The 12,474-nt window shown below is 58.2% G+C and carries 12 protein-coding genes; 3 read left to right on the top strand and 9 right to left on the bottom strand.

What is annotated here, in order from left to right; all coding sequences use genetic code 11:
• The first annotated feature begins 21 nt into the window (after nt 1-21).
• Nucleotides 22-765, top strand: a complete 744-nt coding sequence (gene cobA / locus ACFZPT_RS13270; protein ID WP_040269115.1) for a uroporphyrinogen-III C-methyltransferase — start codon at nt 22-24, stop codon at nt 763-765.
• 59 nt (nt 766-824) lie between these two features.
• Here the strand turns inward: cobA and ACFZPT_RS13265 are convergent, their stop codons facing one another.
• From ACFZPT_RS13265 to ppsA, 8 genes are all read right to left on the bottom strand, one after another.
• Nucleotides 825-1,805 carry an OmpA family protein gene (locus tag ACFZPT_RS13265; RefSeq protein WP_034099715.1) on the bottom strand — a complete coding sequence of 327 codons (981 nt, stop codon included), beginning with the start codon at nt 1,803-1,805 and terminating at the stop codon, nt 825-827.
• Between the two features lie 107 nt (nt 1,806-1,912).
• Nucleotides 1,913-2,503 carry an RNA polymerase sigma factor SigX gene (gene sigX / locus ACFZPT_RS13260; RefSeq protein WP_034099716.1) on the bottom strand — a complete coding sequence of 197 codons (591 nt, stop codon included), beginning with the start codon at nt 2,501-2,503 and terminating at the stop codon, nt 1,913-1,915.
• An 87-nt stretch (nt 2,504-2,590) separates the two neighbouring features.
• Nucleotides 2,591-3,415, bottom strand: a complete 825-nt coding sequence (locus ACFZPT_RS13255; protein ID WP_034099717.1) for a mechanosensitive ion channel domain-containing protein — start codon at nt 3,413-3,415, stop codon at nt 2,591-2,593.
• A gap of 2 nt (nt 3,416-3,417) precedes the next feature.
• Nucleotides 3,418-3,663, bottom strand: a complete 246-nt coding sequence (locus tag ACFZPT_RS13250; RefSeq protein ID WP_005790375.1) for a hypothetical protein — start codon at nt 3,661-3,663, stop codon at nt 3,418-3,420.
• Nucleotides 3,664-3,749: 86 nt separating this feature from the next.
• Nucleotides 3,750-4,745 (bottom strand): zinc transporter ZntB, encoded by a 996-nt coding sequence (locus ACFZPT_RS13245; RefSeq protein WP_034099718.1) that lies wholly within the window; start codon nt 4,743-4,745, stop codon nt 3,750-3,752.
• Between the two features lie 25 nt (nt 4,746-4,770).
• The gene (gene rraA / locus ACFZPT_RS13240; RefSeq protein ID WP_034114828.1) at nt 4,771-5,262 is read right to left on the bottom strand and encodes a ribonuclease E activity regulator RraA; all 492 of its coding nucleotides are present in this window, start codon (nt 5,260-5,262) and stop codon (nt 4,771-4,773) included.
• Nucleotides 5,263-5,449: 187 nt separating this feature from the next.
• The gene (locus tag ACFZPT_RS13235) at nt 5,450-6,439 is read right to left on the bottom strand and encodes an alpha/beta fold hydrolase (RefSeq protein WP_034114829.1); all 990 of its coding nucleotides are present in this window, start codon (nt 6,437-6,439) and stop codon (nt 5,450-5,452) included.
• A 105-nt stretch (nt 6,440-6,544) separates the two neighbouring features.
• Entirely contained in the window at nt 6,545-8,920 is a 2,376-nt protein-coding gene (gene ppsA, locus ACFZPT_RS13230; RefSeq protein ID WP_034099721.1) for a phosphoenolpyruvate synthase, read from the bottom strand.
• Between the two features lie 177 nt (nt 8,921-9,097).
• Between ppsA and ACFZPT_RS13225 the strand changes: the two genes are divergently transcribed.
• Nucleotides 9,098-9,916, top strand: coding sequence for a pyruvate, water dikinase regulatory protein (locus ACFZPT_RS13225; RefSeq protein ID WP_034099722.1), 819 nt, complete (start codon nt 9,098-9,100; stop codon nt 9,914-9,916).
• Nucleotides 9,917-9,985: 69 nt separating this feature from the next.
• Here the strand turns inward: ACFZPT_RS13225 and ACFZPT_RS13220 are convergent, their stop codons facing one another.
• A complete protein-coding gene (locus ACFZPT_RS13220; protein WP_040269118.1) occupies nt 9,986-11,410 on the bottom strand; it encodes a PLP-dependent aminotransferase family protein in 1,425 nt (474 codons plus the stop codon).
• A gap of 160 nt (nt 11,411-11,570) precedes the next feature.
• Between ACFZPT_RS13220 and ACFZPT_RS13215 the strand changes: the two genes are divergently transcribed.
• Nucleotides 11,571-12,464 (top strand): DMT family transporter, encoded by an 894-nt coding sequence (locus ACFZPT_RS13215; protein WP_167389909.1) that lies wholly within the window; start codon nt 11,571-11,573, stop codon nt 12,462-12,464.
• The last annotated feature ends 10 nt before the right edge of the window (nt 12,465-12,474 follow it).

Raw genomic sequence — 12,474 nt, 5'->3', positions numbered from 1 at the left:
TCTCTACACGAGGGCAACCCTATGAACGCAAAAGTCTGGTTGGTGGGCGCAGGTCCCGGCGATCCGGAGTTGTTGACCCTCAAGGCGGTCCGCGCCCTGTGTGAAGCCGACGTGGTGTTGATCGATGATCTGGTCAACCCGGCAATTTTGGACCACTGCGCCGCGGCGCGCGTGATCACCGTGGGCAAACGCGGTGGCTGCCGCTCCACCCCACAGGACTTTATCCACCGCCTGATGTTGCGCTATGCACGCCAGGGCAAATGCGTGGTACGCCTCAAGGGCGGTGACCCGTGCATTTTCGGACGAGGCGGCGAAGAGGCGCTGTGGCTGCGGGATCGGGGCATTGAGGTGGAACTGGTCAATGGCATCACCTCAGGGCTGGCAGGCGCGACCAACTGTGGGATTCCTCTGACATTGCGTGGTGTAAGCCGTGGCGTAACGCTGGTTACTGCGCACACCCAGGATGACAGCCAACTGAACTGGCGCGCCCTGGCCGAGGGCGGGACTACCCTGGTCGTGTACATGGGGGTGGCAAAACTGGAAGAGATTCGTCAGCAGTTGATGGAGGGTGGCATGGCGGCAGATATGCCCGTGGCGATGATCGAGAATGCCTCGCTGCCCCAGCAGCGCGAGTACCGTAGCCTGTTATCGCGCATGCACAAGGATGCCCACGCATTCGCCCTTAAAAGCCCGGCGATCCTGGTCATTGGCCGTGTTGCCGCCAGAGAACAAGCTGCATATGTCGCAGCCGCCGCCAGCGCATGACACAAATGGTAGGCGAAAAAAAACCCGGCCTGAGCCGGGTTTTTTCTACAACTCAGTAATTACTGAGCGGTAGCTTCAACCGAAGCTTCTACGCGACGGTTGATAGCGCGACCAGCTTCAGTTGCGTTGTCAGCAACTGGGCGGGATTCGCCGTAACCTACAGCAGTTACACGGCTAGGAGCCACGCCGTCTTTAACCAGGACTTGCTTAACAGCGTCAGCACGACGCTGGGACAGCTTCTGGTTGTAAGCGTCTGGACCTACGGAGTCAGTGTGACCAGCTACTTCTACGTTAGTAGATGGGTACTGAGCCATGAAGTCGGCCAGGTTTTTCACGTCGCCGTAGCTGTTAGGCTTAACAACGGCTTTGTCGAAGTCGAACTTAACGTCCAGCTCAACACGAACAACCTGAGCAACTGGAGCTTCTGGCTCTGGGGTTGGCTCTGGAGCTGGTGCTGGGGTAGGAGCTGGAGCAGCTGCGCCAGCGTTACCGCCGAAGTTCACGCCCAGGCCGACCAGTGCGGAGTAATCCCACTTGCCGTTGTCCAGACCGTAGTCAGCTTCAACACCGGCACGAGCGTACAGGTTGTTGGTGAAGTAGTACTTAACGCCGGTACCGACAGTGGCGAAAGTGGTCTGATCGCGACCGCTGTGACCGTCAGCCTGTACGTTGGTACGGCTCTGGTGACCGAAACCGCCTTCTACGTATGGACGCAGGGAGTCTACGCCAGCTTGACCGAAGTGATACTGGGCAACCAGGCTGCCGGTATCGCCTTTGATCTTCTGGTTACCAGTACCGTCGTTCGAACGGGTGTGGTTGGTCTTGTCGTAGGACAGGTTCAAGGACAGGTCGTCGGTCAGGAAGTAACCGATGCGAGCGCCAGGATTGAAGCCGTCTTCGATGTGCTTGACGCTATCGTTGTACTGCTTCTTGTAGAACAGCTCGCCTTCAACTGCGCCTTGGCCTTGTGCCAGAACGCCGAAAGAAGTAGCGGCAATAAGAGAACCAATGGCCAAGCCCAAGGTGTTTTTCAGTTTCATCCGTTAAATCCCCATCTGGTGATTGTAAAGCAGTCCCACAAACCGGGGGACAACTCGGCGACAAGTCTAACAGAACTTGCCTACACGTAAGAGATATTTGCCACGCACTAAGTTTCAGTCTCGCCCGCAAATTTCTCACGTAATTTATCAAGAGCACGTTTGTAACGCATTTTTGTAGCACTCAAACCCATATGCATGATGTCGGCGATTTCCTGAAACTCCAGCTCTGCGACAAAACGTAGCACCAGAATTTCTCGGTCAATCGGATTCACATGCACCAACCAGCGATCGAGCCCGCCCTTTTCCTCGGGTGTCGGCGCCTTTTCTTCAGACGCCTCCTCAAGGGGGTCCAGGCTCAAAGCGTCCATCAAGCGACGCTTTCGCCGTTCCTTTCGATACTGCGTGATGCACTCGTTGTACGTGATGCTGTAGAGCCAGGTCTTGAACTTCGATTTGCCCTCGAAGTTCTTCAGGCCGTACAACACCTTGAGCATCACTTCCTGACAGACATCGTCAGCATCTCTATCGTTCCCCAAATACCTTGAACAAACGTTGAACAGAGTGCGTTGATATCTGCGCATCAATTCTTCGTACGCGCGAGTTACGTGAAACAGCTCCGTGTGCGAACGCGCGACCAACTCCTCATCAGAGAGCTCACGGGGGTCATAGCGCGTGGACAGCGATTGGGCTTTATTCAAAACAAGTCGTGCCGACAGTCAGGTCAATGTCCGCTGCGGCCCGGTCACCCGGGTTCGCGGCGGCGTACATTAGCAGGGTTTGCCGGTTTAGCGGCTACTGACCTGCTGTTCCAGGAGAATGCGATTGGACAGCGACACCAGCTCGCCGTCATCGGTCAACACGGTCGTCTTGACTGTGCCGATCTCCTCGATTTGCCCTTCGACCTCGCCCACACGCACCTGTTGGCCCACCTGGTACAACTCGCGCACATAGATTCCTGCAAGAATCTGACCGGCAATTTCCCGGCTACCCAAGCCCATGGCCAGCGCAACGGCCAGACCAACGGTAATCAAAACGATCACAATCACATGGTTGAGCAGGTCAGTCTTGACCTCCAACTGGCTGATCGCGACCGAAATACTGATGATGATCACCAGCCCCTGGGCGATCCGCCCCAGGCCGGCAGCGTAGTCCAACCCCACGCCTTCGGCGGCTCCGCGCACCAGCCCGTTGGCCAACTGCGCCAGTAAAACACCTACCAACAGCACCAGCGCGCCGCCGAAAACCTTCGGCAAATACAGCGCAAGCATGTCGAGCGTAGCTGAAACTCGCTCAAGGCCAAGGGATTGAGCGGCAGAAACCAGAAAAATCAGCAACACGAACCAGTAGACGATCTTGCCGACCAGTGTGGAGATCGGCACTTGCAACCCGGCGCGCCCCAGCAGCTTGGTCAGGCCGGTGCCTGCCATCAAGCGATCAAGGCCCAGTTTCGCGAGCAATTTGGACAGCAGGGTGTCGAGCAGCTTGGCCACGACAAAACCCAGCAACACCAGGACCAGCGCACCGAACAGGTTGGGAATGAAGTTCGCCACCTTGGTCCACAATGCGGTCATCGCGGTGACCAGGCTCTGGGTCCAGAGATCAAGTTCCATATTCAATCAGCCTTATCAGCAGTGCGAGCAAGAGGTTTACGACGGGAAACCGGTGAAACATGGGCAGAACCATTGTTCAGCGCCATCATCAAGGCCGGCAGCCAACGACCGAGCAGACCGAACAGATCCCCCGCCCCGACCTGACGGTTGGCGGTTTTCAACACGCGCCCCAGGCAAGCATCGTCATCGCGGTTGGACGGCGAAGCATTGAGCATGTCACGCAAAGACTGTTCGAACGGATCGTGCATAAAGACCTCTCGCAAGTGATTTAAAAGACGAGGGTAAATTTCATGGGGTCACATGAGACCCTTCCTACGTTCAGCTCATATTCAGCTCAAACCCAGCGCAACCGTCTAAACAGCCACCATTGCCCGAGCGCCACCGAGACCATCAGCAGGCACGCAAGCATGAATCCATAGGGGCTGGCCGAGAACGGAATGCCGCCCACATTGATGCCCAGCAAACCGGTCAGGAAACTCATCGGCAGGAAGATTCCAGTGATGATTCCGAAGCGGTACATGGTGCGGTTCATGCGTACGCTCAAACGCCGGTCTTCGGCCTCCAGCACAAGCCCCACGCGCTCCCGGGTCAATTCGAGCTCCTCCAGATAGCGTGTGAGGCTGTTGTTCAATTCGTTCCAGTAATCAGCATCGTCGTCACAGAACCACGGCAGTTTGATCCGCGTGAGCTGGGCAAAAATATCCCGCTGCGGTGCCAGAAATCGCTTGAGCCCGGCCGCTCGCCGGCGGATCTGCAACACGCTGCCATGCTCTGGGGTATACCGTTCGTCGGTATCGAGTTTTTCTTCCTCGGCATCGACGATTTCAGACAAATCCGTGACCAGATCCTGCACTTTATTGGTCAGGTACTGCGCCATATAAAGGATGAGCTCCGACGCGGTACGCGGCCCCTTGCCGTCCGCCAGTTGCACCAGCAACTCATCGGTGGCGCGCAACGGGCGCAGACGCAGGGAAATCACCCGGTTGGCCGCCGCGAAAATGCGCACCGAGACCATGTCTTCCGGTTCGGCGCCTGGATTGAGGTTGACCCCTCGCAGAAATAGCAACAGCTGCGAATCCGGCAGCGGCAACAGGCGCGGGCGAGTGTTTTCCTCCAGCAACAGGTCGCAGGCGAATTCACTCAAGCCACTGGATTTGCGCAGCCAGGTCTGCGTCTGGGGATGGCTGCGATCCCAGTGCAGCCACAGACTTTCCTCTGGCTGCAACTGCAGGTCATCCAGCTCAGTCCGGGCAATCGAACGCGCACCGCCTTTACCGTCCAGCACCAGGGCATGCACCAGCCCCCATTGCGCGTTTTCTTCCTCGAACATCCTCACCCCTGTCGGCTTTTACGATTTATTCAGGCATTTTCAACGGGCTGGGCGACACGATCACGCCATTGTTATCGGCATAGACGTATTCCCCCGGGCGGAAGGTGACGCCGGCAAATGTGACCGCCACGTTCAGGTCGCCAATGCCACGCTTGTCGGTTTTCATCGGGTGACTGGCCAAGGCTTGTACGCCCAGGTCGGTCTGGGCGATGACGTCGACATCGCGGATGCAACCGTAGATGACCAGCCCTTCCCAACCGTTTTTCGCGGCTTTCTCGGCGATCATGTCGCCCAGCAGCGCGCGGCGCAGGGAACCACCACCGTCGACCACCAGCACCTTGCCGGTCCCCGGTTGGTCGGCCTGTTCCTTGACCAGCGAGTTATCCTCAAAGCACTTGATGGTAACAATCTCGCCGCCAAACGAGTCTCTGCCGCCAAAATTGCTGAACATCGGCTCGACCACCTGCACCAATTCGGGGTAGGCGTCGCACAGGTCGGGGGTCACGTAATGGTTCATCGAAAAAATCCTTTCTGCCAGAGAAGTGTCTTTCAAAGAAGTACCGGGCGAAACGGGTGGGAAACATCCCATCGGTTTCACTGCAACGCAATAGCCTCTACGCGACTGAATATGACCAGAAGCGTCCGGCGCGTCATATCTTAGCCGCAACCTCGCAGGAGTGAAACGCCCTTGGTAGAGCGCTTGGTCAAACAGCGGCGAGAGCCTGCGCCGGGGCGCCGAACAAAGGTGTTATAGGGTCTTTCAACCATTGCTCCACCAGAGGCCAGACCTCGGCCTGGGCAGCTTTGCTGACCAGCATCTCGACGTGCCCGAAATCTTCGGTAAACCCGTGCTTGCGTCCCAGACACACATATTGCCGATGCTCAGTGCCGACTTGTTCGAACAGCTTGCGGCAAGCCCAGTCCGGGTCCTGATGGTCGCCCGCCGCACTTACCGCCAACAACGGCACGTCGACGTCCGCCAAGCCCTTCCACCAGTCACGCTCGGCATCGCCGAAGCGCCCGAACAGCCCGTGCCAGCGCATATTTTCAATCAATACCCCCACCGGCTCGTCTTCGGGCCCGCGTTTGAAACGCGCACCGGACACTTCAGCCATGCGCTTGAGAATAAAGCGCCCGCCCCACTCCACCGGTGGAATTTTCAACGGCCAGTAGGTGCGGCTGACCTGACAGCCAAACAACGCGACCGAAGCCACCGCCGGCGCCCCCAGATACTGACCGCCCAGGGCCGCCGCCAAGGTCGTGCCGCCCAGAGAATGGCCGATCCAGTGCGGGATCTGCGCGCTTTGCTCACGCACGAACGCGCCGATGGCCGGCAAGTCGTAACGCGCATAATCGGCCACCCGGTTACGCGCATATGCTTGATTGCGCTTGGACAGACCATGGCCGCGCATTTCCGCAATCCACACGTCAAAGCCTCGACGAGCCAGATAGGCGCCCAGGCCAATGCCCTTGGGCGAGTACCAGAAACGTCGATTGGAAAAACTGCCGTGCAACAAAATAACCGGGATGCCCCGGTTTTCCGGGACATCGGCCAGCCCCAAACGGGTCACCGCCAGTTCGACGCTGCCGTCCGGACTGTTGCCGGGTTTGAGGCGATACACATCTTCACTCAGGTCGCCACGACGCTCAGCGCTGATCAAGGCGACGGGAAACAGGTTGCTGCTGCTTTGCATAATGTTCTTGCACAAAAAAGGGCGGCGTCCACATGGATTCCCGCCCTGTACAGATAAGAATGCCGGTCAACCTCACGGCTGACCGGCACTTTTCACGGATCGACCTCAGGCGGACGCTTGGCCTTCCGCCAGGAAGAACCAAGTTTCCAGCACCGAGTCTGGGTTCAGCGAAACGCTTTCGATACCCTGCTCCATCAGCCATTTGGCCAAGTCAGGGTGGTCCGAAGGGCCCTGACCGCAAATGCCGATGTACTTACCGGCCTTGTTACAGGCCTGGATGGCATTGGCCAGCAGCTTCTTGACCGCCGGGTTACGCTCGTCGAACAGGTGCGCAATGATCCCGGAGTCACGGTCCAGGCCCAGGGTGAGCTGAGTCAGGTCGTTGGAACCAATGGAGAAACCGTCGAAAAATTCCAGGAACTCTTCAGCCAGGATCGCGTTGGATGGCAGTTCGCACATCATGATCACACGCAGGCCATTCTCGCCGCGGGTCAGGCCGTTCTCAGCCAGCAGGTCAACCACCTGGCTCGCCTCGCCCAAGGTCCGTACGAACGGCACCATGATCTCGACATTGGTCAGGCCCATCTCGTTACGCACGCGTTTGAGCGCGCGGCACTCAAGCTCGAAGCAGTCGCGGAAGGTTTCGCTGATGTAACGCGAGGCGCCACGGAAGCCCAGCATCGGGTTTTCTTCTTCCGGCTCGTAGAGCTTGCCGCCGATCAGGTTGGCGTACTCGTTGGACTTAAAGTCCGACAGACGCACGATGACCTTTTTCGGGTAGAACGCCGCCGCCAGAGTGCTGATGCCTTCCACCAGTTTCTCGACGTAGAAACCCACTGGGTCGTTGTAACCAGCGATGCGCTTATCGACGCTTTCCTTGATATCCAGCGGCAGGCCGTCGTAGTTCAGCAAAGCCTTGGGGTGCACGCCGATCATACGGTTGATGATGAATTCCAGGCGGGCCAGGCCCACGCCGGCGTTCGGCAACTGCGCGAAGTCGAAGGCGCGGTCCGGGTTACCGACGTTCATCATGATCTTGAACGGCAGGTCCGGCATGGCGTCGATGGAATTTTGCTTGATATCGAAGCCTAGCTCGCCTTCGAAGATGAAACCGGTGTCGCCTTCGGCGCAGGAAACGGTCACGCCCTGGCCGTCTTTCAACAGCTGGGTGGCGTTGCCGCAACCGACTACGGCCGGGATGCCCAGCTCACGAGCAATGATCGCCGCGTGGCAGGTACGCCCGCCACGGTTGGTGACGATGGCACTGGCGCGCTTCATCACCGGTTCCCAGTCCGGGTCGGTCATGTCGGAGACCAGCACGTCGCCTGGCTGGACTTTGTCCATCTCGGAGACGTCTTTGATGATGCGAACCTTGCCGGCGCCAATGCGCTGGCCGATGGCGCGGCCTTCCACCAATACGGTACCGGTTTCTTTGAGCAGGTAGCGCTCCATGACATTGGCCGAAGTGCGGCTCTTCACGGTTTCCGGACGGGCCTGCACGATATACAGCTTGCCGTCGTCACCGTCCTTGGCCCATTCGATGTCCATCGGGCACTGGTAGTGCTTTTCGATGATCATCGCTTGTTTGGCCAACTCGCTGACTTCAGCGTCGGTCAGGCAGAAACGCGCGCGTTCGGCCTTGTCGACTTCAACGGTTTTTACCGAACGACCGGCCTTGGCCTCGTCGCCATAGATCATCTTGATGGCCTTGCTGCCCAGATTACGGCGCAGGATGGCCGGGCGACCCGCTTCGAGGGTGCCCTTGTGTACGTAGAATTCGTCGGGGTTGACCGCGCCCTGTACGACGGTTTCACCCAGGCCGTAGGCGCCGGTGATAAACACCACGTCACGGAAGCCGGATTCGGTATCGAGGGTAAACATCACGCCGGCGGTGCCGGTTTCGGAACGGACCATGCGCTGCACGCCGGCAGACAGGGCAACCAACTTATGGTCGAAGCCCTGGTGCACGCGGTAGGAAATCGCGCGATCGTTGAACAGCGAGGCAAATACTTCCTTGGCCGCGCGGATCACGTTTTCCACGCCGCGGATGTTGAGGAAGGTTTCCTGCTGGCCGGCGAAAGAAGCGTCGGGCAAGTCTTCGGCGGTAGCCGAGGAGCGCACGGCAACGGCCATGTCCGGGTTGCCGGCCGACAAGGTGGCGAACGCGGTGCGGATTTCTTCGTTGAGCTTCTCGGGGAACTCGGCTTCCATGATCCATTGGCGGATCTGGGCACCGGTCTTGGCCAGGGCATTGACGTCGTCGACGTCCAGGGCATCCAGCGCGGCGTGGATCTGAGCATTGAGGCCGCTCAGTTCGAGGAAATCGCGGTAAGCCTGGGCCGTGGTGGCGAAACCACCCGGCACCGAGACACCGGCGCCCGCAAGATTACTGATCATCTCGCCGAGGGATGCGTTCTTGCCCCCCACATGCTCTACATCATGGACGCCGAGCTTATCGAGGGAAACTACGTACTCTACCAAGGTGATCTCTCCACTAACTGTGTTGGAAAAGCTCAGGACGCCGGCTGCTCGTGGGAGCATTCACCAGCGTTTGTGGCCTGGACCTGGAAAATAAGTGAGAATGCGGCCCACTGTGGGACGGCAAAATCGCGCCTATCATATCCAAGATTCGTCATCAGCTTAAGGCCCAGGGCTCAAATGAAACGATCTGCTTTCTTTATTTCCGACGGCACCGGCATTACAGCCGAAACACTGGGTCAAAGCCTGCTCGCGCAGTTCGAAAACGTTACCTTCGCCAAATTCACGCGGCCTTACATCGACAGCGTGGAAAAAGCGCGGGCCATGGTACAACAAATCAATCTGGCGGCTGAAAAAGACGGTTTTCGGCCGATCATTTTCGACACCATCGTCAATCAAGACATTCGTGAGATTCTCGCAACCTCGAATGGTTTCATGATCGACATTTTCTCCACGTTCCTGGCGCCACTGGAACAGGAGTTGAGCGAACATTCCTCCTATTCGGTCGGAAAGTCCCATTCCATTGGGCATAACTCCAACTATATGGAGCGTATCGAGGCGGTGAACTTTGCCCTCGACAACGATGATGGCGCCCGCACCCACTACTACGACAAGGCCGATCTGATTCTGGTGGGCGTGTCGCGCTGCGGCAAAACGCCCACCTGTTTGTATATGGCCATGCAATTCGGTATCCGCGCGGCCAACTACCCGCTGACTGAGGATGACATGGAGCACCTGACCCTGCCGGCCGCTCTGCGCGCCCATTCGCACAAACTGTTCGGCCTGACCATCGACCCGGACCGCCTCACCGCCATCCGCAACGAACGCAAGCCCAACAGCCGCTATTCGAGCTACGCCCAGTGCGAATTTGAAGTGCGCGAGGTGGAAAATCTGTTCCGCCGCGAGAATATTGCGCACATCAATTCCACGCATTTTTCGGTGGAAGAGATTTCCGCGAAGATTCTGGTGGAAAAGGGCGTAGAGCGTAGGTTTAAGTGAGGCAGCTGCAAGTTGAAGCCGCAAGCCACGGCCACTCAGCTCTAAGCTTGCAGCTTGTCGCTATCCCAACTACAGCTGAAACCGCCCCCCTCCCTGCCCCAAGGCCGTGGCCAACGCATCGAACCCCGCGCGCAACAACTGATCGTCCCCCGAGGTGTTGCAGATACTCGCCCGGATAAATTGCGGCACGGCGGTCTGCCCCACGGCGAAAGCTTCGGCAGTGGCGATCAGGTAATTATTCTGCTTGAGTTCCGCCTCGATTTCCGAAGCACGCCACGGCTCAGGGACTTCAATCCAGAAGTGCGGACTGTTGAGATGGGTGCGGTACTCCAGCCCCTCCAGAAGGTCGCGCACCAGGGCTTTGCGCCGGCTGATCTCATTGATTTGCTGGCTGAGCAGGTATTGCGCCGTGCCATTTTCGATCCACTGCGTGGCCAGTTCCAGGGTAACCGGCGTGGCCATCCAGCACGTCGAACGCAACGCTGCCGAAATGCGGCTGACCAACGCCGGCGGTGCATGCACATAGCCCACCCGCAGGCCCGCGGATACGGCCTTGCTCAGGCTACTGATCAAAATCGTACGCTCAGGTGCGAAAAAACTCAGCGGCGGTGGCCGATCTTCCACCAGCACACCATGGGCTTCGTCTTCCAGAATCAGCAGGTTGTGTTCGCGGCACACCTTGACCAGTGCTTCGCGACGCGCCACCGATAACACTGCGGTGGTCGGGTTCTGAATCGTCGGTGTGCAGTACAACGCCGAAATCCGGTGATTACGACAGACTTCATCCAGCGCACTGGGCAGTACCCCTTCGTCGTCCATTTCCAGGCCGATCAAGCGGACGCCGAGCATACGCGCGGCAGTGATCAGCCCAGGGTAAGTCAGTTGTTCGGTGACCACGGTGTCGCCCGCGCGCAACAGCGCCATCATTGCGCAGAGCAAGCCATGCTGGCCGCCATTGACGCAGATAACCTGTTCGGGAATCGGATGGAAATCGCGCTGCACCAGCCACTGCGCGCCCGCGTCGCGGTAGCGCGGCAGACCGGCATCCGGGGTGTAGGCACTGATGTCCTGCAAGAACTTGGCGTTGGTCGACAGGGTCTGAAAGCTCTGGGCCAGGAAGGCGGTCTCCTGCCCTGGGATATGCATATTGCGGCTCATGTCGAAGTACTGGCGCGGTTCCTCACTGAAGTTGCGAAACCCTTCATCGCGCTGGCGCTCCATCCCACGCTTGCGCACGAAAGTGCCGTCACCTACCCGAGCCACCACCAACCCAAGGCGCTCCAGTTCACCGTAAGCCCGGCTGATGGTGCCGATAGTCACCCCCAGGTTATCGGACAGCACCCGATGGGGCGGCAGTTTTCGCCCCGGTTCAATCAAGCCTTCAAGGATGCCTCGCTCCATCACATCAGACAGGCGCTTGTACTTCACGCCCTGCCCGCTGGACAGCCCCTCACGCATAATTGACACCATGTCAATATTTGTTTTGACAGCCATCTTTCGCCCTAATAGTGTGCTTTTACGGGTTCAATCGCCGAATTTAATCACTCATTACAAGTTCAATATAGAGTTCAATTCCGGCTCAGGGAAGCAATAAACGATGCCAATGTCCGCCGTCCTCGAAAACACCGCCAAAACCAAAACCCAGAAACAGTGGGTGGCCGGGCTGGTCACCAGCGTCATGTTTCTGATCGTTTGCCTGAGCTGGGGCACCACCTGGTTGGGGATCAAGATCGCCGTGGAGAGCGTGCCGCCACTGACCTCGGCGGGCCTGCGTTTTCTGATCGCCTTTCCACTGTTCCTATGCTTTGCCATGGCCCGTCGCGAGCCGATTCTGTTTCCCCGCGAGAGCCGCTGGTTCTTTGTGTTCGTGACCCTGTCCTACTTCAGCGTGCCCTACTACCTGCTCAATTACGGTGAGATGCATGTGTCGTCCGGCCTCACCGCCCTGCTGTTCAGCTGCATGCCAGTGTTTATCCTGATTTTCTCGGCGCTGTTCCTGCGCGAGCGCATCTATTTTTCCCAGGTGGTCGGCATCGGCATCGGCTTCGGCAGTCTCTACATGATCATCCGCAGCCAGGGCCTGCACCTGGACCACGCCGAGTTCTTCGGGGTGTTGGCGATTCTGACCGCCGCGATCATGCATGCCTTGTGCTATGTCATTACCAAGCAAAAAGGTAGCGCCATCAGCGTGATCACCTACAACACCCTGCCCATCGGGATTGCCGGAATGATGCTGTTTATCGCCGGCCTGTTATTTGAAACCCCCACTTTCGATGCCATTACCCTGCGTTCATGGAGCGCGCTGGTTTACCTCGGGTTGGTGGCCTCGGTGGGCGGGTTCATCGTGTATTTCATGCTGCTCAAGCGCTTGAGCCCGATCATCCTGTCGTTTGTGTTCATCATTTTTCCGGTGTTCGCAGTGATCATCGGCGCCTGGTACGAAGGCGTGCCGATTTCCCGCGACCTGATGCTGTACTCGGCCATCCTGCTGGCCGGTTTTGCAATCACCAAACTGCCGATCGAAAAATTGCTGGCCAAGAAAAATTGACCTGCCCGAC

The organism is Pseudomonas sp. MD330_10, assembly GCF_042610415.1.
GTDB classification, from domain to species: Bacteria; Pseudomonadota; Gammaproteobacteria; order Pseudomonadales; family Pseudomonadaceae; genus Aquipseudomonas; species Aquipseudomonas rhodesiae.
Note: the sequence above shows the minus strand (reverse complement) of the source record. Positions and strands in the feature narration are given on the sequence as shown.